This window comes from Streptomyces sp. TLI_146, assembly GCF_002846415.1.
Lineage (GTDB): Bacteria > Actinomycetota > Actinomycetes > Streptomycetales > Streptomycetaceae > Streptomyces.
Genome location: NZ_PJMX01000001.1, coordinates 8,496,304 through 8,518,524, shown reverse-complemented (window position 1 = coordinate 8,518,524; position 22,221 = coordinate 8,496,304). Strand labels below are relative to the sequence as shown.

The window sequence follows — 22,221 nt, the reverse complement described above, 5'->3', positions numbered from 1 at the left end:
TCTCGGTAAGGGAATATGGCTGCTGGTGGGATAGTCGTCCGGTCTGGAACTGTTCGACCGGCTCGGCACCCACACCGCCGTCGTCGCCCTCGTCCGCGCCCGCCGACAAGTCCTCGGCGCCCTGACCATCGGCCGCTCCGCCGACCGCGCCCCGCTCACCCTACGACGACCTCGCCATGGTGGAGGACCTGACCCACCGCATCGCTCTCGACGTGGACAACGCCCGGCTGCACCGCCAGATGCAGCACATCGCCGAACGCCTTCAGCGCCGCCTCGACCTCGCCCACCAGTCGCTCTTCCCCCACATCACAGCCACCTGCCTCTACGCCCTCCTCGACCAGGGGGACGACGGAAGTCGGACCCTCACCTACTCCAGCGCCGGCCACCCGCCGCCCCTGCTCATCACCCATGAAGGCGACACCCGCTACCTCAAGGGAGGCCGCGGACTCCTCCTCGGTGTCGACCCCACGCTCGCGCGCCATGACGCCGCCGAAGCCCTGCCCGCCCGCTCCACCGCGCTCATGTACACCGACGCGCTCATCGAACGCCGCGGCGAGGACCTCACCCACGGCCTGACCCGCCTGCGGCAGCACGCCGCCGCCCTCGCCGGCGAAGACCTCGACACGTTCTGCGACGAGCTCCTCACCGGCATGGCCTCCGTCCACGCCGACGACATCGCTCTCCTCGTCGCCCGCACGCCCGCCCGGCCAGAGCCGACCCGGTGACACCGCGACCGCAAGGGGGCCCCACACCCCTCGCCCGACGCCCGACGCCCCTACGGGGCCTGCGGGGCCTGCGGGGCCTGCGGGGTTCCACGGTCACAGAACCAGCGCGGCGGCGTACACCCATGCGAGGCCGTGCGCATGGCGTACTGGCGGGCCATGGCCCTTGGCGCACGCCTCCCAGGCCCCAAGCCCGTGGCGGTCCCCTACACCTGCCTGGCGGGCTCACACCCGGTCGCCTGCGATTCCCCGCCCTCGACAAGATACGGCCCACCGGAGCCTTATGAACTCCCTTGCAGGGCCCTACCTTTGAGCCATGGAAACTCGGCGTCCCGGCCCGCTGGCGGAAGTTGCCTCACCCGTGAAAGCCGGATGGCGGCTGGTGTTCGTGCCCAGTCGGCCCCGCGAGCTGGCCGTCGCGCTGGGCGCGAGCATCATGGTCCCGTCGATGGTCGCGGCCCCACTTCTGCTGGCCGCTCTGGTGACCGCCGTGCTCTCGGGGAGCTCAGCCGTCTGGGGCGGTTTCTGGGTGCTCATGGCGCTCACAGTCCTCGCAGTGGTCCTGCTCGCCGTAGCCACGCTGTACGTCACGGTCTCCATGACCGTGCGGTGGGTCGAGCTCCGCCCCCTGGCAACTCCGGCCCAGGTCGTGATCGCCCGCTTTCTGCGTTCATCGACCATGGCGCTGGCTGATCTGCAGCGAGTCGTCGTCATCGAGCGACTCAGTCTGGGGCAGCGACAGTCGATCAAGGTGGTGTTGCACACCCGCAACCAGACGGTGGAATGCGAACCGCCGACGTCCGCACCGCTCTCTCGGGTCGACGCACAGGCGCTGACCGGCTGGCTGACCGAGCACCTCGGCCGGGCCCAGGTGGCGATAGAGCGTCAGACGGAGGTCAAGCGCGACTTCCTGCGTCCGGACGAGTGGTGGACCCTGTCCCACACCGCCGAGCAGTGGCGGGTACCCGTCGGCGAAGTCGACGACATAGCCGCCCAGCGCGGCATCGAAAGCTACCAGTACACACCCCGGGCATACGCGATGCACAGCCCTGGCACCTCGGTCACCGTCTACGAGCCGGGCCGGGCCTACGAGGTCGCCGAAGAACTCCGCGCGGAACGAGCCGCCAGCCAGGCGGCCGACAGCCCGATGGCCCCCGGCCCAGCCGACAACTAAGCAACCGATCCCGGCTGACTCGGACTGCCGGATCAGCTCCACTCGTCGGCCTGCCCGGCCGCCCCCTCGCCTGCGCGGGGAGCAGCAGGATGAAGTTGCTCCAGTCGCTGACGAAGACCGAGCTGTACGACAAGGCGGGACTTCGTTGCGGCGTCGGAGGAGGCGTACGAGGCGAAGGGCACCGAACAGGGCGTCGGACCAGGTAGCCCCAGCGCAGAAATCGGCGGCCATCCCCTGCCCAACGCTTCCCGGGCGATCCTGTGCAACGCGAAAGCCTTCACCGCCATGCTGCGCGAACTCACCGGCACAGACATCTCCTGACCGGTGCCGACCGGCCGAACGGCCCGGCAGGGCGGGACACGGCGCACGCTGTCTGCGGGCTTTCCAACCTCACCCGACTGGCTCCTCTGACGGCGATGGCTGCCTCGCTGGTCGGGGGGACCGACAGCCACGACCTGGCGTGGACCATCGTGCGGCGGCTGCGGCGGCTGCGGCGGGAACCTGCGCCGGGTCTTCGGATGCAAGCATGACACCCGGTCACGCGGCGGATTCAGTCGCGCGCGCTCGTCGTCGCGCAGAGCGTCTCGGGGCTGCCCTGGCGCATGCACACGTCCCAACCGCGGAACTTCTCACCGAAATCGCCGTCGTCACCGATCGCCCGCGTCCCGTCGGCGAATTCGACGTCGAGGCGCACCATCGGGTACTTGGTGACGGGGAACGCGCCCATGCTGAAGGACACCGAGGTGAGGTCGCCGACCGGCCCTGACGCGGCACCGTCGGCGCCGCCGCCGCGCAGGCGGTATCCGCTGGGTACGTCGGCGTCGTAACCGGCTCTGGCCGCAGGTGTTCCGCCCACGAGGGAACGGGCTGCGGGGGCAGCATGCCCCTCGAGATGGTACTGCCCTGAGCCAGGGGCCGGGGCGCGAAGAAGCCCACGACCACCGGGGTAGAAGCGCCCCGCTGGGCCGGCCCGGCCGCGGCCGGGGCGCCGAGATGGCGAACAGGGTGGCCGCCCCCGCCAAGGTGACACCGATCGCTGCCGCACGTCGCTGCACGGAGGCCTCCGAATCCCTGTCGTCGCCGCGCGTCATGGACGCTCGCGGCGCGCCCTCAACACCGCCGCACATTAGGCCCGTCCGCGCCGCCGACCACAGGGCGATATCGGTCAACTCAGCTCCGCTGATGGGCAGTTGCAAAGTGGCTCATCAAGGTGACGTCACATCGCAGGGGGCTGGTCTGACGCATTCCGCACTCTCACGCCCCTGGCAAACCTTCCTACGCTGCCGAGGTGGCCAACGAACCACCCGCGCCGCCGTACACGGCAAAGCGCGCAAGCCCACACGCACACACCAGGGAGCGAACATGTCCAGACACATCGTTGCGGTCGGCGCGGCCTTGACCCTCGCCGCGGCGGCACTCGTCGGCACGACACAGGCGGCGTCCGCCGACACGGGCGCCCACCCGGCAGCACCCGCAACCAAGCACATCGTGTACTTCTCCGACCAACCGCTCAGCACCACGAAGTCCACGCCGGTGAGCGCGCTGCCGGCCAACGCTCGCGCCCAACTGACCGGGACGCGTATCAAGCCGTACACAGACACGCCAACCGGCTACAAGTTACGCGACAAGAACCAGCGCCCCATCACCGATTACCGCTACCGGTCGTCCTACGTCTACGCGATCGACGCGAGCTGCGGCCTCGACGGATGCAGCGCGATCCAGCAGGTGCGCCTCAGGCTGGAGGAACAGCTCCGCGGCGGCCAGACATGGATGATGATCATCAACACGTCCCTGTGGTCCGGTCCCCCCTCGTACTTCGCCGACTACTCCTACGAGTGCGGCGTGAACATCAAGGGCGAGCGGGACAAGACGTGCAGCACCTGGCGTGACGACGGCGCCGACGGCCCCGCAAATGACGTCGCCTACGACGGCGTCCGGTTCCTCAAGAGCATGGGCACCTTCCCCGCCATCAAGTTCCCCATGGTCAACGTGGATGTCACGTTCGCCGATGGTACGCGTGCCATCGGCGACGACGGCCGCTACGGCGAGAAGTTCCGCGGATGGGACGTGTGCATGCAGCAGGGCGGCACGGAGAAACTGTGTCCCACCTCGGGCACGGGAGACTGAGCCCGTAGAGTCCAGAGGAGCACCAAGGGGAGGAGCGCATGGTGTCCGTGCCCGACTGGGAAGTCCTGCGGCAGCAACTCGACGCCGCACCGGGACAGGCTCTTCACGGGAGGTACACCGCGCTCCGTCCCCGCAGACAGACAACCCCCTCGTGGCCACCTCCCTGTCCGGCGCGGACCGCCGTGCGGTTCGCCTTCAGGCCGCCGCACCAGTGGCGCCTCGACACGGCGGACGGCATCGTACTGACCGACGAGGAGACGGCTCCCCGGGCCGAGCGCCCCGGCCCGCACTTTCCCACCGACGATGCCTCCTACCCCTGGGACTTCGACCCGACCCCCGCCCGCCTCATCCTCTGCGCCCACAGCCCGCTGCTCGCCGACGCCACCCTCATACGGTCCCCGCGGGCCGTAGGGCACGACGGACGCCGCGCCTGGGAAGTCGTCCTGCGCACCGGGCCCCCGCCGGGCGAACTCCATCTCATCGTCGACGCCGACACGGGAATCCTGCTCAAGTCGTACGCACCGGCGCACGACTACGCCGAGGAGCTCACCGACCTGACATTCGGCGCACTGCCCGAAGCCCACTTCCGGTGGGGCCCCGGCCTCGCCGCGCGCCGCCGCGAACGCATCCGCGCCCTGGAGCAGCTCGACGCCCACTACCGAACCCATCCGCTTCCGCTGCCCGCCCACTGGCCGGCCGGCCGCCTCGGCGACTGCCCCTTCCCCTATGACGGGGATCCGGAGACCGGTTTCGTCGTCGTGGACTTGGACCTCGTCGAGCCCGGCCCCGAGGACCGGCTGCGCGGCGCCCAGCTCGTACGGCTCCCGCTGGACGCGCCACCTTACGAAGTTGGCCGCATGCAGGACCCGAACCAGTACGTGCACCACTGGCGCGACCGGAACTGGCACTGGTACCTCATCCTGGACGGGCGGCCACTGGACCCCGAGGAACTGCGTCGGGTCGCCGCGTCGCTGCCCGGCGCGTGACGGCGGCGGGGCGCAGCCGGGGTGGTGCTACGGCTGCCGCATCCGCGGGTGCCCACGGGCGTCGCGCGCATCGGGTTAGGGGGCGCGGCTGAAACCACTGGCCCCCGGGCAGATGTCCGTCCTGTCCTCACTGTCCCGGCCAGGAGCCTCGACGGCGGCACTCCCCCGCACCGAATACCGCCCCTCGGGCCGGATGTACACCCGCCCGCCGACGCCGCCTGCCCGGCCACGGGCGGATCGCCCCATGCCCACGCCCAGGCCGCACCGGGGACGGCTCCCCGACAACGGGCCCTTCTGACCATCCCAGGGTGGTAGACCACGTCACCATGCCCCTGCAGGCCCAGGACGCGCGCGGCAGGCCCGCCGGGCTCGACGACGACGGGCCTTGGTGGCCGCGTCAGGCCCACCTTTAAGCCCCGGCCCGGCGCTGTCTGAGGCGTCATCCCTCCCCTCCTCCCCGCCAAGCGCGGCCGAAGGCTCAGTACGGTGCTCGACCGAGGCCGTGTGACGCTGCCTCAGCAGGCCGAGCAGCGGCTCCACTTGTGCCTCGGGCTACGGCTGGCCGCCCTCCGTGGCAAGGCGGTAATGCTCCTGAAGCCAAGTAGCGAACTGCACAGGCGTGGGCTCGACAGCAAAAGCATGCATACCGGACGTTCACCGACGATGCTGGCACTGACTGCTCCTCAACCTCGGATTCCGAGGTTCTCGCCCAGGCACTGAAGGCCCTGCAGAAGCTGGACATCGCGGCACGCAGCGGGGAAGGGATGGCCACACCATAAACAGAAGGCCCGGCCGGGAAACCATCCCGGCCGGGCCGCCTACCCCGCGCCCACCCCGCCCCAGGACAGCAGGGCCAGGCACCGGCACGCCCCCCGGCTCGCTGCTCCCCGTGGAAAACTGCCCCAGCTCGTCCGCGGCGTGTCCTGCTCGCCACGTGATCCCCGCGTCATGCCTGATCGTTCTATCGGTGTCCGTCGTTGACCGTGCGGGGCATCACTCCGAGAATCAGGTTCTCCAGGGCGTGTGACATGGTCCCGAACCTGGCGACCCAGGTCTCGACCAGGTAGATCTCACTATCCTCGTCGATGGCGAGAAAGAAGCGGCCGTGATCGAGCTCACCGAGAGGGAAGAGCTCTCTCCCCAACTCGTCGCTCCACTCGCAGAACCGGTCCTCCTCTCCCCAGAGCAGCGCCGGATCGAGTTCGAAGGGCTCGCGAGCCCGGCTAATCCCCGGGCCGCCATGGGCCACGACCAGCCCCCCGAACTCCTGGAGGAACCTCTCCGCGGCATCGTGCATGACAATGCCGGCCCCTTCGAACATGGATCGCCAGCCAGCCGTGTCGACCCGCCTGCCAGGCGCCCATCCTGAGGCCTGCAGTACCTCAAGCACTTCCGGCGACCACTCGCTCATCACAGACCAACTCCCGCCCAGCCCAAAGAGAAAGCGATCATCTCAGCAGACCTGCCGAGCCAGTACAGCGTGCGACCGCACCACACGAAGAACCCTGGCAGCGGGGCCCGTTCGGCAGGTACGGCGGCGAAGCCCCGCAGAACGGCGAAGGGGGCAGGCCCTCTCATGGCGTGCCGCCAGCCCGTACCGAGACAGCACGCACCGCGCAGTGAGTCCCGAGGGCGCCGGCTGCGGTGTGGCGGGGGCCGGTCAGTCAGCGGGGGACGGACCGTGAGTGCGGGTCGGCCCAGGGGCTCCGGTGGCATGAGGCGGGTCCGAGGGCCGGTGGCAGGTCCCGGCCATGCGTGAGTATGCGTACTCATGTGCGGGCCCCTTTCCGTGCTGGAAGGTGGGTACGGAGGTGGGGATATGACGGGCATGGCGGACCGGTGGCGCCGCGGCCGCGAGTCGTGCACACAGGCGGGCGGGCTTTTGCTGGCATTGTCTTTGGCGGGACTGGCAACCGCGTGCACACGCGAGCCGGCCGCGCAGGAACTGCGCACACAGGCCACCTCCCCCCAGGCCGCGTCCCGCAGGACAGCGGAGGAGCAGGGCATGCGTGCCGTGATCGGGCGTCTGACGGCCGTGGAGGGACTGGAACACGTCCTCACGCGGTTTCGTGACTCCTGCGCCAGGCCGACCAAGCACTCGGTCTTCGAGAACAACCCCTCCCGCAACGTCCTGGAGTGCAGCATGGACGCGGACGTCTACTTCGGGGTCCGCGCAGACCTCACCGATGTTCTTGCCCGTATCGGGGCGGCCCGCATCGCGCCCTGGGAGCCACAAGCCGACCAGGCCATCGCCTACGCACTCGACTACCAGCGCGCACACGGCCGAAACCCGGACGGCACCCTCATGAGCGCTCCACTCCTTCAAGCCCCGGGGATTGAGATCGCATGGGACCAGCCAGACCCCCTCCCTCACCAGATCAAGGAACCCCTGCCGTGCTTCCCGGCCACCGCGTCCACCATCTACGAACGCTGCTCGATCAACCCGCACACCCCGCTCAGCCTGGCAACCGCACGGGCCCGCTACGGCACCCTCCTCGCCCTCCACCTCGCCTCATCCAACTATCTCGGGTACTACTTCAACGTCCCCCGCAAGAAGTGACCCGCCTCGGCCTCCCCCTGTGACGGCCCCGTCAGACCCAGAACACTCCGATGAGGAACGCACTGCCGAAGGCGACGAGGTGCGGACCTGACGCGATCGACGTCGAACAGGCTGTTGTTCCTGGCCAATCCTCTGCCGGTGAGGCTAGAACTCACGAAACACCTCATCCGTGATGCCAGGCGGCAGCGCCCTGCTGAACAGCACGTAAGCCGGTCCGTAGGGAGTCGTGGTCTGAAAACAGTCCCGACCGGTCCAGCTCGCGGTCGCCTCGACCGTACAGACGCGACCTGCACGGTCGAGGCAGCGGACTTCGCCCTGTCCTCAGCGTCCGGGATCTGGCCGTCTATAAGGCGCGCCAGGTGGTCCTGGCAATTGCGGCGCCCCTCAAGCGGTCGCAGCCCGGCAGCCGCACCGGGGCGCCAGATCACCTCGACCATGATGCCTGCCGCCTCGAACCACTCCTCGTCTCCACGGAACGGCACAGCGGCGGCGCGAGCCATCGCGCGGGCGGCCTTCCTGGCAGCCACGGCCGTCAGAGCGCCGGGGCCGACGAAGCCGGTGCCGTGGTAGCGTCGCTCTCTTCTCCGGCATGTCCGGACGGAGTCTCGTCAGGCACATCCATGACCAACCCGCAGCAGCAACTCCAGGACGCACTTGAGGCCCTGGACGTCGCCTTCGCACCACTTTCCGGGCTGCCGTTCTCGGTGGGCGGCTGTACCCACTGCTACACCGAAGCCGATCTCGAAGTCCTGGGCGGGGCCGTGCACCGGGTACCGGACCAGCTGCTCTTCTCCGTCGCGCTCAAGACGCCCGACCACTGGGACAACTTTCCCGGCCTGTACCGCCGGTTGATGCCCCGCATCGTCCACCTCCTCATCGCCGACCAGCTCGACCACGGCCTGGTCGCCTCGCGGCTGCTCGCCGCAGGGTGGCGCAACTGGTCGGCGCCGGAACACATAGCCCTAGACGAGGTCTGGCACGCCTGGTGGCGTTCCGTCCTGCACTCCCACCCGATTACGGGGCATATCACCGATATCCTGGAAGCACTCGCGGTCACCACGGGCACCCTTGCCCCCTGGCTGGCCCTGTGGGCCGAAACCCGCACCGAGGCGGCGGACCTGCATCTGAGCGACGCGCTCGACTACTGGCTTATCGAAGACGAGCTCGCCGACCTCCATCTCGGCTTCTACGACGAGCTGCACGCCACTCCACAACTGCTGCCCTGGCTCCTCTCCTTGGAGGACGGCCGTATCAACGCCACCCAACTGCTGGAAGTCCAGCGCATCTCATCCAGCTAAGGCCCACCGGCAATAGGCACCCGGGAGGTGGTGCGCGTATCAGAAAGCTCACGCCCCACGTGATCATGGAGTTCTCTACGCTCAGTAAGCATGAAGGACGGCCTGACTGCGCTGCCAGTTCGCCGACTTAGCTGTCGGAATGCAGGTCAACGGGCATCCTCGCCTTGTGTGACAACGAACTCTCCGCGCTGTTACCGCACTTGACGCCGGTGATCGTCGTCTCGGTGGACACCACCAGCTCCGCTATGCCTGTCCGGGCCCACCCCACGACGACGCGTCCGCGTGCCGCAGAGGCTGCGGTATCGACAGGTTCATTTGCCCAAGGAGACGCTCGGGCAGGAGTGGGAGCAGGCGGCTGCGTCGAGGAAGTTCTGGAGGGTGGCGCGTCGGAGGTGGCGGCCTTGGATACGTCACCGCCTGTGTTCTCGCGCAGGGCGTTGCCGTATGCGGTGTTCCAGCGGGCGGTGAAGTAGACGTCGCCACCCGCACGCTTCGCGACCTTCCGTGCCGCGTCCACCAGCAGCGGCGCTAGGCCCATGCGGTCCGCCGTGCCCTGTGCATGATGCGGGTCTGCTCGACGGAGTGGCGCCCGAACGGGGTGCCGTCTGCGCCGGGACGGTTGCCCGTCGTGCCGGCCTCCAGCGCGAGGCCGAGGCCTGCCCGTACGTCCTTGTCGAAGGTGTCCTTGCCGGTCCGCTCAATGTTGCCGGTCCAGTCGGACGTGTCGACGTGGTTCCAGTCGCGCTCGGTGAGCAGGTACTTGAGAGCGTCGTTACTTCTGTCCCAGGCCCGGGTCCAGATAACCGGTCGCGGTGGCGGGGTCCTTGGCCATGATGCCGAGCACGCCGTCGAGGGGATCGTTGGCGAACCAACCGCCGTCCTTCTTATCACTGAAGTCCCCGCGCAGGTCCCAGATGTCCGGGTTTCCGCCCCGCTTCTTGTCCTCGGCCGTGCGGATGTCGTCGGCCATGTCCTTGAGGAACTGGTCCGAGTAGCCGTCGCCCTGCTGGATGAGGGTGACCAGAGACTGATAGCCACGTACCTGCTGGCCGTGACCGGTGCCGACGGCGATCTTGTTGCCGGCCGCGTCGAGGTCGTACTTCTGGACTCCCGCCTTCTTGAGCCCGTTCCGGAACTCCTTGTAGAAGGGTGAGTTGGTGTCCTTGGTTGCCGTGGACAGCGTGGTCGCCAGCTGGGTCTGGAGTCCGGCGTAGGTGCTCTTGTCGGTGGCGCTTCCGGAGTGGCTCCAGTCGCTGAGGTGGTTGGTGAAGGTGAGGGTCCCGTCGAGCCCGAGGCTGGCAAGCATGGTCTGGCTGAAAACCGTGTCGTGGGAGTTGTCCCGCATCAGCGACTCGAAGCGGGCCGCCTCCTGCGGTGTCAGCTTCTTGCCGTCGTTGACCTTGCGCGCGAGGTCGGCCGCGGCCTAGCCCTCGTAGTGCTCGACGTCGCCACTGGCTTTGCCGTTGAAGCCGTTGAAGTTCCCGTCCTTCAGATCGATGTCGACGACGACGGCCTCAAGGGCGGTCTTGAGTCCCTGGTCGGCGTCGTCGACCGCACGCACCGCGTCGTCGATGCGCTTGCTCCACGACATCTCGGTGCTGTGCAGGTCTGGATCGTGCCGGATGGTATTCGCCTCGGCCGCCGATACTTTACTGAAGTCAAAACTCATGGCCCCGGTCTCCGAGACCTTCATCCCCGCGTCGATCGCGTCCTGCCGGGCATGCTCCACCCTCTTCTTCAGGTCGACGAAGTGGGCATAGGCGTCCCGCAGCAGCGAGGCCACCGCTTTGGCCTCCACCTGCGCGGAGGCATACTCATGCCGGGTGGTAGGGAAGTTCGGGCGGGAAAACAGCGAAGCCTGACCGGTCCACGTACCGTCCAGGCTCACCGGCTGCACCCGGTCCTTGTAGCGGTCCTCCAACTTCTTGAACTCCCCGGCCATCGACTCCCACTTGTCGGCGGCGGTGTTCAGCTGACCGAAGTCGATCTTCATGACCTGCTCGTACGTCAACATCGCGTCCCCCGCGTTTAGTTGTGAGGCGGCTGCGACAGCTGATGCAGCCTGGACTGACGGGCCAGCTCGTCACCGATGCCCTGGTCGTTCCTGATGAACAGGCTGTTCGTGCCACGGAGCGCGGACTTCTCCCCGGCCAGCCGCCCCATCAGCGCCTTGACCTGCATCCCCCAGGTCTCCTCGGCCTTCTTCAGCCCTGCCTCGGTCGCCCAGCCGTCGAACGTCTTCGCCGCGGCGACCGTGGCTTCCTTGGCCCAGTCGCCGGCCTTCTTCGTATTCGGCTCGAAATCCGTCTCGATGTCGTTGGCCGCGGTCGTCTGCCGCCCCGCCTTCGAGCTCAGATCCTGATCCCCGCCGCCCCCGCCGACCGGACGTCATCTGCCCGGTTCAGCCGCATCGCCACAGGCTGCTGCCCAGCAGCCTTGCCGGCTGCCCACTCCGCCTCGAAGAACCCCATACCCCGTATCGCTTCCCCACTCGCCCCGCCCTGCCATGCACCAACATCAACACCGTTGAGCAGCAGGTGAGCAGGCACATGAGTACCCCTACTCAGTGATCAACTTCGCAACCGACGTCACACAACTGCGGAAAACGCCATCGCCGCAGGATCCATTGCTCACGAAGCTGCATTCCTAGACAGAGGATGCGAGCAGCATGACGTACCGCCGACTCCCGCTAGAGCCTGTCTGACGGGTCGAGGGGGGGGTGAGGATTTCTGCTGGGCCTGACGGTGTCAAATGCCGCGTTCGATCATGTCGATGACCTGCTGGCCCGCGTCGTGGGCTTGGGTGGGGTGGAGACCGCGGAGGGGGCCGTCGATGAGGAGGACGGCGAGTCCGTGGACGGCGGACCAGGCGAGGAACTCGGCTCCGGGGCGCCGGTCTTCGGGCAGGAGTCCGGCGTCTACGAGGCCGTCGAGGGCGTCGCCGAGCAGCTCGAAGGGTGTCTTGCCGGTGGAGCCCGCGGCGGTGTCGGCGGCTGCGTGGGTCATGTCGCCAGGGACGTGGAAGGCGGTGCGGAACAGGCCGGGTTCTTCCTGGGCGAAGCGGAGGTAGCCGGTGCCGACGGCGCGGAAGCGGGCCCGGGCGGCGGCCGCCGCGGTCTCGGTGGGCGGCAGGGCGTCCTGTTCGGCCTCCATGGTGTGGGCGACCTGGGCCATGGCGGCCTGGGAGACGGCGTGGAGCAGGGCGTCGCGGTCGGCGAAGTGCCGGTAGGCGGCGTTGGGAACGACCCCGGCCTGCCGGGTGGCGGCGCGCAGAACGACGGCCTCCGGGCCGCCCTGGCGGGCGAGTTCGAGGGCGGCCGCGATCAGGGCGTTGCGCAGGTCGCCGTGGCGATAGGTGCCCCGTTTGGTCTTCTCGTTCCCCGGCACTGCCATGATTGCCGCCGCCTCCAATGTGGACAGCATCCACTTAGTTCGTCTAGGCTCTCGCATGATCACTCGGGGGGCGGATCACTGCACCCCCGAATGTGGACATCGTACACAAGGGCGGTCGATGACCGTCCCTGCACCTGTCGCCAGGGGGACCCAGTACTCATGGGAAAGATCACACACTTCGTCCACCAGTCACTGGACGGCTTCATCGAGGGCCCGAACGGAGAGTTCGACTGGCCCCGCATGGACGGCGAACTGTCCGCCTACGCGCAGACGCTCACCGACAGCGCCGACGTCTTCCTGTACGGCCGAGTGGTGTGGGACATGATGTCCGGCTACTGGCCCCGCGCCGAGGAGTTCTCCACCCATGAGCACGACCTCGCCTTCGCGCCCGTCTGGCGCAAGGCTTCGAAGGTGGTCGTCTCCTCGACGCTGACCGAGGCGGACTGGAACACCCGCGTCATCAACACGAACGTCGTCGAGGAGCTCACCGCTCTCAAGGACAGCGGCGCCCATCTGCTGCTGTTCGGCGGCTCCGCGCTGGCCGGCTTCCTCACCGAACACCAGTTGATCGACGAATACCAGATCTTCGTCCACCCCGTCGTGCTCGGCGGCGGCAAGCCCGTCTTCACCACCCCGCAGCGGCAGTTCGACATGACCCTGGCGGAGACCCGGACTTTCGACTCCCAGGTGGTCCTCCTCCGCCACGAACGGGCCAACTAGCCGTTACGCCCCGGCGCCCTGACGGGCGGTCGGCGACCGATGAGATTCTCCGCGGCCAGCAGTCATAGACCACAGCTGGAGCACCGCACCAACGAGTACGACCGCACCTCGCGCCCGCTGAGCTTCTTGCACCCAGACACGAGAAACCGAGGAACCTGACAATGCGCACCCTGATCAGCACCGCGTTCATCTCGCTCGACGGCGTCGTGGAAGCCCCGGGCGGCGAACCCGGCTACCGCAACTCCGGATGGACCTTCAAGGACATCGAGTTCCTCCCCGAGGCGTTCGAGATCAAGGGCCGGGAACAGCAGGAAGCCACCGCCATGCTGATGGGCCGCACCAGCTACGAGGCGTTCAGCCCGGTGTGGCCGGACATGGCGGACTTCGCCGACTACAAGGTGATGCCGAAGTACGTCGTCTCCACCACGCTCTCCGAGGGCGACCTGGTGTCCGACTGGGGCCCGACCACAATCCTGCGTTCACTCGACGAGGTCGCCGCGCTGAAGGAGACCGAGGGCGGCCCGATCATCGTCCACGGCAGCGCCTCGCTGAACCAGGCCCTTTCGGATGCCGGCCTGATCGACCGTTACCACCTGCTCGTCTTCCCGCTCCTGCTCGGCGCGGGCAAGCGGCTGTTCAGCGCCACGGACAAGGACACCCAGAAGCTGAAGCTGGTCGAGCACGAGGCATACGCCAACGGCCTGCAGAAGCACGTCTTCGACGTAGTCCGCTGACGAAGTACCCCAACCCTCAGCACGCAAAGAAGGATCGGACCCCCGACATGAGCACCGCAGTCAAAGGCCCTGCCAGCTACTTCCCCTCCATCGAGAAGAAGTACGGCCGCCCGATCACCGAATGGAAGGACCTCATCCGCGCCTCGCCGCTGACCAAGCACATGGAACTCGTGACCTGGCTCAAGACCGAACACTGCCTCGGCCACGGCCACGCCAACGCTCTGGTGGCCCACACCCTCGCCGAGGCAAGCGGGGAGTGAACCTCCCCGGGGACGTCCAGGAGAGGTCCGCGGCGGTCAGCTCCGGAGCCAGAGCCGGATCGCGGCAACGGTGTCGGTGCCGTGAAAGACGTGCGCCCGCTTCTCGTATCGGGTGGCGACGGCCCCAACCCCCTTGACCGCCAAGATCGTGCGCTCGACTTCGTTCCTGCGGCGGTATGTTGACCGGTCAAACCACGCAGGGCCCCGGCCGCCCGCACGCCCGCGAAGCTGGCGGTTGGCCCGCTGGTCCTTCGGCTCGGGGATGGTGCGCTTGATCTGCCGTCGGCGCAGGGAGCGGCGGTTGCGGCGTCAACTGCAGGCCCCGTCCGCGCACAAGCGGTCCGGCCGAGTACGCGCACGGCCACCACCCGGGCGGGGAACGCGGACGCGCTCCCGGTGCCCCTCCCCCTCCCGGCGACAGACCACAGCCAGCGCCGCCGTTCGGGGGCCGGGCCGCCGCCGCATCCTGTTCCGCCACCGCCGGCATCAGCGCCTCGGCCACGTCGACCACCGGGTTGGCCGCGCCCCTGGCCCCGCGGGCCGTCTCGGCCAGGGGGAAGTGTTCCGCGCACGCCGTCGCCTGGACCTTCGCCGGGGCGTACGCCCCCACGTTGCCGCAGCCTGACCAAGCGAGGGATCCCGGCGTGCCCGGGTGGGGAGATCAGACAGCGGCCAGGCGCTTCGCCATGCCCCGCTCCCTGCCCACATCGTCGGGACGCCTTGCATCCGGCAGTGACGACGGAGAAGTTGCGCACAGTTGGGGATTGACCGCCCCTGCGGTCTCCTTACAGGTACATGGGCCGGGCCCCGCCCGCCGTCCCGTTTGTCGCAGTGCTCTCCACCCGTCGCGTAGTCTCCCTCGATGTGAGTGGGATACGAGCAGAGTGGCGCCGCCTTCGGCAGAGTCGGACCGCGGGCAGACTGGCGCCCTCTCACAACGCGGTCCTGGACCAGGCCCGGGAGCTGTACGCGGCGGAGGAGTTCGAGCAGGCCGAGGAGGGCGCACGGTTCGTCGCGGCGATGCCGCCCGTCCGGGGCTCGGACCACGAGCTCGCGTCATGGCTGGCCAGGGCTCTGGCCGTGACCGCGGCCCTCACCCACGGGCGGGGCGAGGAAGTGCTCCCCGAGGTGGAAGCGCTGATCACGGATCTGACGCGGGCCCCTGGCGCCGGTCCGACGCTCCAGGCGCTCCTGCTCACCCTCCGCGCCCACCGGGTGGAGATCCTCATCCAGACGGAGCGGCACGAGGAGGCCGAGGCCGAGGCGCGGACCGTCCTGCGCGCGGCCGTCCGCCTCGCACACCTCGCGGAGGTGTGGGAAGTCGAACTGTTGACACTGGCCAAACTGGCCGCGGCGCTGAACGCCCAGGGACGCCACGAGGAGGCGGAAGCCGTCGCCCGCGGGAACCTGCCGCGCGCGGACGAGCGCCGAGCAGGCGCGTTCCACCGTGCGCTGGCCTCCAGCCTGAACGGTCAGGGCCGCTACGAGGAAGCGCTGGCCGAGACACGCGAGCCCGCCGCCGCCGGAGGCCGGGCGGCCGGTGGAGCCGTGGACGTCCTCGCCGCCACCGCCCTGGACGGTCTGGGCCGCCGCAAAGAGGCGGAAGCCGCCGCTCGCCAGGCGGTGAGCGCCTGTGCGCGCTCCCTCCACCCTGCCCATCCCCGCAACCGGGAGGCCCGTGCGCTCCTGGCCCGCCTCACCGCCGAGGACCCCACCCCCGAATGAGCCATATCGTGTGCGGCGGAGCCGTCGGAAGTACGGGGGGCGTGGATGGCAACGGGCGACGAAGAGGGCGGACAGCGGCCTGCGCCGCGGCCTGACGCGGCGTCGGCCGCGGACCTGGTCCGGCGCATGGAGCTGATCGCCCAGGTCCAAGGCGTCGACCTGGGCCGGTTGCAGCCCGTGTCCGGCGGACACGGATCGCGGCAGGGTGTCCGTCTCCCTGGAGAGCCCTGGGGAGCCTGATAGAAGGGAATGCCGGACCCCGCAACGGGGTTGGTGCCGGACAGTCAATCCATTGCTGCCAGTGCGAGTGTCGCTGCGGGGCCGTCGGTGACCAGCCGGCTGAGGTCGCGCCGCGAGCAAGGAGGATGCCATGGGGCGGTCCGCGGCCTCTGATGAAAAAAGGGCGTCGCCCGACGGGTCAGGCTGGTTCTGTGAGATGGTGCCGAGCGAGTTGACATCCGCACCACCCAGCGCCCACCGCACGTCAGACGCCCAAGCCCAGCACACCCGGCTGAGCCTCGGCCCGGTGAGGGTTTCATCGGTCGTGTTGTCGCGGGTGTGCTCACGACGCACGACGACCCCCGCCCGGCGGGACGATCCGGGATCGTATCAACTGGCCCTCGCCACCCAGGGCGCCTTCAACGTCGTCCAGTTGCGCAACGCGTCCGAGGTGGCGGGAGGCCTCGTCCTGACGGACACCTCACGCCCGATCGAAAACATCGGCTTCAGCGACTACGGGGCGGTCGAGGCGATCGTGCTGCAGATCCCTCGCACCATCCTGCCCCTACGGTCCGACAGGGTGGACCGCATCCTCGCCCAACCCGCCTCCGTGCATCCGGGAGCCGACGGAGGGACAGCCGAGATCCTGGCCGACTTCCTGCATTCCTTGCAGCGCCACGGCCCCCGATGCGGACCCGACGAGTTGCTCCGCCTGGGCTCAGTCGCCCTCGACCTTGCCACCGCATGTCTGGCGCAGCGGCTCGGGGCCCGGGCCCGGGACGAGGAACCGGTTCAGACACCGGCCGAGGCACACGCCCAGGTGATGCTCCAGCGCGTACTTCAATTCATCGACGACAACCTCGACGACCGCGAACTGACGCCCCAAGCCATTGCCGACCGGCACAACATATCCCTGCGCGGCCTCTACACACTCTTTCGCGACCAGCCGATGAGTGTCGCCGAATTGATCCGCCGACGCCGGCTGGCCCGCTGCCACGCCGAACTGGCCCGCCCTGAACTGAGCCACCGCACCATTGAGGCCATCGCGGCCCACTGGGGCTTCACCAGCGCCACCGTTTTCGGCCGTGCGTTCCGGAAGGTATACGGGCTCACCCCCGGCGAACACCGCGCAGCCTCCGGCGCTTGAGTGGATGTGCCTGGTGCTGGGTGTGTGCACGCACGGCCAGGTCACGGTAACCGCGCCAGGTGAAACTCCTGCGGCCAGCCGAGTGGAGGGGTGCGTCGTGGTCCGAAGATCAGCAAGTCCTTCTTCCACAACTCAGTCGCATACTCCTCCCTCCCCTCGCCCTGTAGCGTTGCCCCGGCCTCAAGGCGGGGCCACAGAGCAGCCGAAGGCTACGAAGTGAGACGAAACTCGATGCGGCGGCAGGGCATACGCAGCCTCATGTCCGGCGGGGCGGTCGCCCTTGCCCTCGCCCTCCTCGGAACGGTGTCAGCGGCCACCGCATCCGCTGAAACCGCGACCACCGCGACCGAAACCCCTACGCAGGACGCCTACACCCTCACGCCCGCGGTCTCGCCCGTCGTACAGAGCGGGCCGCGCAACCTCATCAAACGGGTGCAGGACACGTACGTCAGCAGCACCGACGCCCGCGACCACTCAGCGGGAAGCGTCCTGCACATCGGCACGCCCGACAACGGGACGACCCGCTACCGCAGCTACGTGCAGTTCGAGGTCGCGCGGCTCAAGGGCGCGGCCATCAAGAGCGCCACGTTGCGCCTGTACAACTCGTACACCGGCTCCTGTGACGGCTGGTGGATGTACGCCGACCCGATCGCCGCCGCGTGGAACGAGAAGACCGTCACCTGGGCCACCCGGCCCGCGGTCACCCCCGGTTATCAGGCCTCCGCCAACTTCGGCCTGGGCAGCTCCGGCTGCCCCGACGTGGCACGCCCGTACGACCCGGAGTCCTCCAACGGCATTCACCGCCTGGACGTCACCGCGATGGTGCGCGCCTGGACCAGCACCACCGCCCCGCTGCCCAACTACGGCATCCAGCTGTCGGCGGGAGAGCTCGACAGCAAGGCGTACAAAGACTTCTGCTCCATGAACCCGAGCACGTCCGTCTACGCCTGCGATGCGGCGTACAACGCGCCGACGTTGGAGGTCGAGTTCGACGAGGGCTCGCCGGTTGTGAGCGCGGGCAACAGCAAGGCGGTGCCCAACGGCGGTTATCCGGCGGACGTCCCGGCGATCGAGTTGTTCGGCTCGGGCAAGGTCTCCGACGGGCCGTACCAGCGCTGGGTCCCCGACGCCTACCACTCCGTCCCGGACCCGGACAAGAAACTCTTCCCCACCGCCCGCGGCTGGGGCGGAGGCACGGACCACCGGCTGCGGCCCGCGGGCGCGTATGGCGAGGGCGACCCGGCGAAGCAGGTCATGGTGGTCGCGGACGGAAACAGCGGCTTCGTCGGGGTGATCCCCTACCCGTCCCTGTCGGGCTACAAGTGGGCTTACAACGTGGGCGACGCCGACGTCACCAATGTGCACGGCGCCGAGCTGCTGCCCGATGGGAACATCGCCATCGCGTCCAGCGGGTCGGACACGGTCCAGGTGTACGCGCGGGCCACGGGTGACCCCACCAGCCCGACCCCCGGCCCGGCGAAGGCACTGTCCACCAAACCCCTCGAAGAGGCCCACGAGGTGCTGTACGACCCTTCCACCCAGTCGCTTTGGGCGGTGGGCGGCCGTGCGCTGGTCCGCTACGGCTACGACACGGCGACCGGCACGCTTCAGGACGGCGAGTCCTTCCCGCTGCCGCAGCAGATCTCCCAGGGCAAGCCCGCCGAGGCCTGGGGCCACGACCTGGAGCCCGTGTACGGCAACCCCGACCGCCTGTGGGTGGGGGCGAACGCCGGGATCGTGCAGTTCTCCAAGTCGGGCCTGACCGAGTGCTACAAGGGCTCCAGCCGCTGGCCGCTGGAGACGCAGGTGAGCGACAAGAAACGCTGGTGCACGGACTACGCGGCCGAAGCGGCCCTCAACGTACAGCCGCTGGTGAAGAGCATCGGCAACGACCCGGTCTCCGGGGAGCGGCTGACGACCTGCGCGGACGGCTGCGAGGGGTCCAACACCAACCCGAGCTACACCACGTCCTGGCTGCGGTTCGTCACCACCGGCGGCGACACGCGGAAGGCACGCTGGTGGGACCAGAGCCAGCACTACCGCGCCCGCTGGATGGTGCCGAGCTACCAGTGACCGGTCCCCGCCGACCGGCCCTCAAAGGACTGGTACAGCGGGCCTGCGTTAGCGCAGACAAGGATGGGATGCATAGGGCTCAGCGGGAGCGACCCGAAGGAGGACGGGTCGCTCCCGCTGACCGCACTGCGTGCGATCGCCGTTCTGGGCTGGTGGCCCGCGGCCGGTCCACGCCGGAGCTGCCGTATCAACTCCCTGGCCGTCGGCTCGGCCAGGGAGTCACAGGCTATTTCGTGTGGCGTGATCTTGCGGGATCCATGAGCTGCTCTCCGTCGGCAGTGCCTGCTCGAACCGCAGGTAGCGCTCGATGGACCGGGCGAGGACCTCGTTGCCGGCGGCGGTGACGACGCGGTCCCACCAGGCGCCGTAGATCCGGTCGAAACGGTAGCCCGCGAGCAGTTTGCCGGCGGCGCGGACGGCGTCGGGGCGTTCGGGGATGTGGTTGGCGTAGCTGTACATGATGCTGACCCAGCGGGGGTCGGGGCCGACGTTGACGATGTCGCCGGTGAACAGGGCGCCCTGGCCGGTGTTCCAGTGCATGACCGTGCTTCCCGGGAAGTGGACGCCCGGGTTGATCAGCGTCAGTTCGTCGGTCAGCTGGTGGGTCTGTCCGCTCCAGAAGCGAAGAGCGGGGTCGGGGCGGCCGACCCAGCGGCGGTCCGCCTCGTGGAGGTACACCGGGACCTCGAAGGCGTGTGCCCAGTCGACCATGGCGGAGTAGAAGTGAGGGTGGCTGATGGCGATCGCGGTGATGCCGCCGAGCTCCCGCACCTCGCGGATCATCGCGTCGTCGAGGTAGGGCACGCAGTCCCACAGAACATTGCCCGCACCCGTGCGCAGCAGCAGGGCACGCTGGCCGATGGCGAAATCCGGCGTGCAGCCGATGCCGACGATGTCCGGACCCTGCTCCTCGAAGCGGCCCCGGTGACCCTCGGCGCGCAACTCGGCGAGGCTGGTCCACTGCTGGCCGTCGCGTCCCACGTACTGGCGCTCGTCCAGGCAGACCGGGCAGTCGAGGCGCGGGGTGGCGTACTGCGTGCCGCAGGTGCGGCAGATGGGCAGCGTCGAACCGGTGAGGTCAGCCACGGTCTCCCCCAGTCAGCTCGGTCAGCTCGGTCAGGACGTACGGGCGGCTGGGCTGCCAGCCGAGTTCGATGACGGCTCGCTGCCCGGACACCACCTGATTCAGGCCCAGCGCCTCGGCGAACGGAGCGCCCACTGCCTCGGCCGCCTGCTCCAGCGGCCAGGGCTCGGCCCGGCCGCTGCCGCCCGCGGCGATGTCGGCGGCTGCGGCCAGTGCCGCGACCGGCACCGCCTCGTGCGCCACGCCGTGCAGCATGCCGCCCGCAACGGCCTTGGTCACCGCCAGCACGAACAGGACGGCGAGGTCGTCCACGTGCACCATCGGCCAGCGGGTCGCGGCCGAACCGACGTACCGGCCGGTGCCGTGCTCGCGCGCCCAGCCGGTCATCAGCCCCGGGATGCCACCACCGCGGCCGTACACGATGCCGGGACGCACAACGACGGCTCGTACGTCGTCTCCGCCCGTGCCCAGCACCCGCTGCTCGATCCGCGGGCGGTAGCCGACGATGGCGATGGCGTTCGTGGGCGCGTCCTCGTCGACCGGCGCGTCACCGGTGGCGCCGAGCACCCATACGCCGCTCGTGTAGACGAAGGCCCGTCCGGAGCCGCGCAGCCGCTCGGCCAGCGCATCCACAGCCGCAGCGTCCACTGCCTCGTCGCCGGTCGGCGTGGCGAGGTTGATCACCGCGTCGATGTCGTCGGTGACGGCGGCCCGCAGCGAGGCCGGATCGGTCAGGTCGCCCACGACTATCGGTGCCCCGGCCGGCCGGCGGCTCACGTCCTTCAAGAAGTGGACCACCTGGTGGCCTTCCACCGTCAGCCGCCGCACCACGGCCGACCCGACGTATCCGGTGGAACCCAGGACGAGTACCTTCACGTCCAATCCCCTTTGTTCGTTGTCCTGTGCACGTGATGCTTCCCGCCTCACCTGCGGAAACAGAATCTAGGCGCACTCAAGGGGCAGCGGTCGACGCAGCGTGCAGGATCGTTCGACTGCGCGTGCAAAGCCGGAGCCCAGCACAAGGCGGCGGTACTCGCCGGGGGTCAGGCCATAGGCCTGGCGGAAGGCGCGGCCGAAGACGGTGGCGTTGGAAAGGCCCCAGCGAACGGCGATCGCCTGGATGGGCATCGCGCGCAGCTCCGGCCGGGCGAGGTCTGCGCGGCAACGCTCGAGGCGGCGGGTCCGGATGAAGGCGGCGACGCCCTCGTCCCCGAACAGCGCGTAGAGACCGCGCAGCGAGATGTGGTGGTGGTCGGCGACCGCCTGGGGGGTGAGGTCGAGGTCCCCCAGGTTGCGTTCGATGAAGACCTTGACCCGCTCCAGGAGAGCACGGGCACGGATCTCAGGTGAAGTGCCCTCAAGGGCGCCGAGTTGCTCGGCCAGGTAGGCCGTGGCCAGGTCGAGGGCCACCCGCCCGAGAGCCAGACGCTCTTCGCTCCGGCAATCCGCGCCGTTGTCGCGCAGGCTCGTCAGGAAATCGGCCATCACCGCGCCGAGGCCGGTCCGGGGAAGCCGACGGGCAACGAGACGGTCGGCGCGCCCAGCGCCCAGCGGCAGCTCCGATCGCGGGATCTGGAGGACGATCGCGCGTACCGGTCCGCCGTCGCGGTCGGTCTCGCACTCCAGCGGGACCGACGTGTTGGTGACGATGAACCCGTCGACGATCAGGCCGGAGTCCCGGCCGAGCTGGCAGGCCTTCATCGCGTTGTTCTGAAGCAGCGTGAGTTGGTACTGCTCGGGGTCGCCCCGCCTGATGTGCGCCGGAGTACGGCGTGACCACACGGGCGAGAACTCGAGTGTCGACACCGTGAGTGCGCCCAGATCGACCGCCCCGATATCGGCGTGGAAGTCACTCGCCCGATCGGTTTTGATCTCCACGGGCAACAAATCCGTGGACACCGTCTCGGTGAACCAGTCGAACCTCTCGCCCACCGGTACCTCACGGCCGGACGCCCGTGTCCACATCCGACCTCCTGCCTCCACAGCCATTGACGTCCCCC

At 69.0% G+C, this 22,221-nt stretch carries 22 protein-coding genes and 1 pseudogene; 13 read left to right on the top strand and 10 right to left on the bottom strand.

The features are described from left to right. Positions 1 to 176: 176 nt before the first annotated feature. Positions 177 to 725, top strand: a complete 549-nt coding sequence (locus BX283_RS37875; RefSeq protein WP_257584179.1) for a PP2C family protein-serine/threonine phosphatase — start codon at positions 177 to 179, stop codon at positions 723 to 725. A gap of 313 nt (positions 726 to 1,038) precedes the next feature. Continuing rightward, on the top strand, positions 1,039 to 1,896 hold the full coding sequence (locus BX283_RS37870; RefSeq protein ID WP_143676592.1) for a hypothetical protein: 858 nt from the start codon (positions 1,039 to 1,041) through the stop codon (positions 1,894 to 1,896). 550 nt (positions 1,897 to 2,446) lie between these two features. On the opposite strand, the gene BX283_RS37865 is transcribed toward BX283_RS37870, so the two are convergent. Next, positions 2,447 to 2,752, bottom strand: coding sequence for a hypothetical protein (locus BX283_RS37865; RefSeq protein WP_101391887.1), 306 nt, complete (start codon positions 2,750 to 2,752; stop codon positions 2,447 to 2,449). Between the two features lie 506 nt (positions 2,753 to 3,258). Between BX283_RS37865 and BX283_RS37860 the strand changes: the two genes are divergently transcribed. Continuing rightward, the gene (locus BX283_RS37860) at positions 3,259 to 4,023 is read left to right on the top strand and encodes a hypothetical protein (RefSeq protein ID WP_101391886.1); all 765 of its coding nucleotides are present in this window, start codon (positions 3,259 to 3,261) and stop codon (positions 4,021 to 4,023) included. Between the two features lie 182 nt (positions 4,024 to 4,205). Next, positions 4,206 to 5,009 carry a hypothetical protein gene (locus BX283_RS37855; RefSeq protein WP_101391885.1) on the top strand — a complete coding sequence of 268 codons (804 nt, stop codon included), beginning with the start codon at positions 4,206 to 4,208 and terminating at the stop codon, positions 5,007 to 5,009. Between the two features lie 961 nt (positions 5,010 to 5,970). Here the strand turns inward: BX283_RS37855 and BX283_RS37850 are convergent. Then, positions 5,971 to 6,420 carry an SUKH-3 domain-containing protein gene (locus BX283_RS37850; protein ID WP_101391884.1) on the bottom strand — a complete coding sequence of 150 codons (450 nt, stop codon included), beginning with the start codon at positions 6,418 to 6,420 and terminating at the stop codon, positions 5,971 to 5,973. A gap of 594 nt (positions 6,421 to 7,014) precedes the next feature. On the opposite strand from BX283_RS37850, the gene BX283_RS37845 reads away from it, so the two are divergent. Both BX283_RS37845 and BX283_RS37840 read left to right on the top strand, forming a co-directional pair. Beyond that, on the top strand, positions 7,015 to 7,569 hold the full coding sequence (locus tag BX283_RS37845) for a hypothetical protein (protein ID WP_257584177.1): 555 nt from the start codon (positions 7,015 to 7,017) through the stop codon (positions 7,567 to 7,569). Between the two features lie 620 nt (positions 7,570 to 8,189). Continuing rightward, a complete protein-coding gene (locus BX283_RS37840; protein WP_101391883.1) occupies positions 8,190 to 8,867 on the top strand; it encodes a hypothetical protein in 678 nt (225 codons plus the stop codon). A gap of 772 nt (positions 8,868 to 9,639) precedes the next feature. On the opposite strand, the gene BX283_RS37835 is transcribed toward BX283_RS37840, so the two are convergent. The 3 genes from BX283_RS37835 to BX283_RS40915 all read right to left on the bottom strand — a co-directional run bounded on the left by BX283_RS37835 (position 9,640) and on the right by BX283_RS40915 (position 11,048). Beyond that, positions 9,640 to 10,173 carry a hypothetical protein gene (locus tag BX283_RS37835; protein ID WP_143676590.1) on the bottom strand — a complete coding sequence of 178 codons (534 nt, stop codon included), beginning with the start codon at positions 10,171 to 10,173 and terminating at the stop codon, positions 9,640 to 9,642. A gap of 117 nt (positions 10,174 to 10,290) precedes the next feature. Then, a complete protein-coding gene (locus tag BX283_RS37830; RefSeq protein WP_143676588.1) occupies positions 10,291 to 10,860 on the bottom strand; it encodes a hypothetical protein in 570 nt (189 codons plus the stop codon). Positions 10,861 to 10,895: 35 nt separating this feature from the next. Then, positions 10,896 to 11,048, bottom strand: coding sequence for a hypothetical protein (locus BX283_RS40915; protein WP_180357393.1), 153 nt, complete (start codon positions 11,046 to 11,048; stop codon positions 10,896 to 10,898). On the opposite strand from BX283_RS40915, the gene BX283_RS40200 reads away from it, so the two are divergent. Beyond that, entirely contained in the window at positions 11,038 to 11,229 is a 192-nt protein-coding gene (locus tag BX283_RS40200) for a hypothetical protein (RefSeq protein ID WP_143676586.1), read from the top strand. The two genes, BX283_RS40915 and BX283_RS40200, sit on opposite strands and share 11 nt — an antisense overlap. Positions 11,230 to 11,614: 385 nt before the next feature. Here the strand turns inward: BX283_RS40200 and BX283_RS37825 are convergent, their stop codons facing one another. After that, complete coding sequence (locus BX283_RS37825; RefSeq protein ID WP_101391880.1) at positions 11,615 to 12,259, bottom strand: TetR/AcrR family transcriptional regulator; 645 nt, start codon at positions 12,257 to 12,259, stop codon at positions 11,615 to 11,617. A gap of 159 nt (positions 12,260 to 12,418) precedes the next feature. Between BX283_RS37825 and BX283_RS37820 the strand changes: the two genes are divergently transcribed. The 3 genes from BX283_RS37820 to BX283_RS37810 all read left to right on the top strand — a co-directional run bounded on the left by BX283_RS37820 (position 12,419) and on the right by BX283_RS37810 (position 13,973). After that, positions 12,419 to 12,979, top strand: coding sequence for a dihydrofolate reductase family protein (locus tag BX283_RS37820; RefSeq protein WP_101391879.1), 561 nt, complete (start codon positions 12,419 to 12,421; stop codon positions 12,977 to 12,979). A gap of 161 nt (positions 12,980 to 13,140) precedes the next feature. Then, positions 13,141 to 13,713 (top strand): dihydrofolate reductase family protein, encoded by a 573-nt coding sequence (locus BX283_RS37815; protein WP_101391878.1) that lies wholly within the window; start codon positions 13,141 to 13,143, stop codon positions 13,711 to 13,713. A 47-nt stretch (positions 13,714 to 13,760) separates the two neighbouring features. Then, on the top strand, positions 13,761 to 13,973 hold the full coding sequence (locus BX283_RS37810) for a DUF4287 domain-containing protein (RefSeq protein ID WP_101391877.1): 213 nt from the start codon (positions 13,761 to 13,763) through the stop codon (positions 13,971 to 13,973). A gap of 36 nt (positions 13,974 to 14,009) precedes the next feature. Here BX283_RS37810 and BX283_RS37805 read toward each other — a convergent pair. Next, positions 14,010 to 14,366, bottom strand: a pseudogene (locus BX283_RS37805) (IS5/IS1182 family transposase); the annotation flags it as partial. A gap of 471 nt (positions 14,367 to 14,837) precedes the next feature. Here BX283_RS37805 and BX283_RS37800 point away from each other — a divergent pair. The 3 genes from BX283_RS37800 (at position 14,838) to BX283_RS37790 (ending at position 19,137) form a co-directional block, all read left to right on the top strand. After that, entirely contained in the window at positions 14,838 to 15,698 is an 861-nt protein-coding gene (locus tag BX283_RS37800; RefSeq protein WP_257584176.1) for a hypothetical protein, read from the top strand. Positions 15,699 to 16,068: 370 nt separating this feature from the next. Beyond that, the gene (locus BX283_RS37795; RefSeq protein WP_101391875.1) at positions 16,069 to 17,064 is read left to right on the top strand and encodes a helix-turn-helix domain-containing protein; all 996 of its coding nucleotides are present in this window, start codon (positions 16,069 to 16,071) and stop codon (positions 17,062 to 17,064) included. A 216-nt stretch (positions 17,065 to 17,280) separates the two neighbouring features. Then, positions 17,281 to 19,137 (top strand): DUF6528 family protein, encoded by a 1,857-nt coding sequence (locus BX283_RS37790; RefSeq protein WP_143676584.1) that lies wholly within the window; start codon positions 17,281 to 17,283, stop codon positions 19,135 to 19,137. Between the two features lie 219 nt (positions 19,138 to 19,356). On the opposite strand, the gene BX283_RS37785 is transcribed toward BX283_RS37790, so the two are convergent. The 3 genes from BX283_RS37785 to BX283_RS37775 form a co-directional block, all read right to left on the bottom strand. Next, on the bottom strand, positions 19,357 to 20,223 hold the full coding sequence (locus BX283_RS37785) for an MBL fold metallo-hydrolase (protein ID WP_257584174.1): 867 nt from the start codon (positions 20,221 to 20,223) through the stop codon (positions 19,357 to 19,359). After that, the gene (locus tag BX283_RS37780) at positions 20,216 to 21,097 is read right to left on the bottom strand and encodes an NAD-dependent epimerase/dehydratase family protein (protein WP_101392838.1); all 882 of its coding nucleotides are present in this window, start codon (positions 21,095 to 21,097) and stop codon (positions 20,216 to 20,218) included. Before BX283_RS37780 ends, BX283_RS37785 begins: the two co-directional genes overlap by 8 nt. 66 nt (positions 21,098 to 21,163) lie before the next feature. Next, positions 21,164 to 22,153, bottom strand: coding sequence for a helix-turn-helix domain-containing protein (locus tag BX283_RS37775; protein WP_257584172.1), 990 nt, complete (start codon positions 22,151 to 22,153; stop codon positions 21,164 to 21,166). Between the last annotated feature and the right edge of the window lie 68 nt (positions 22,154 to 22,221).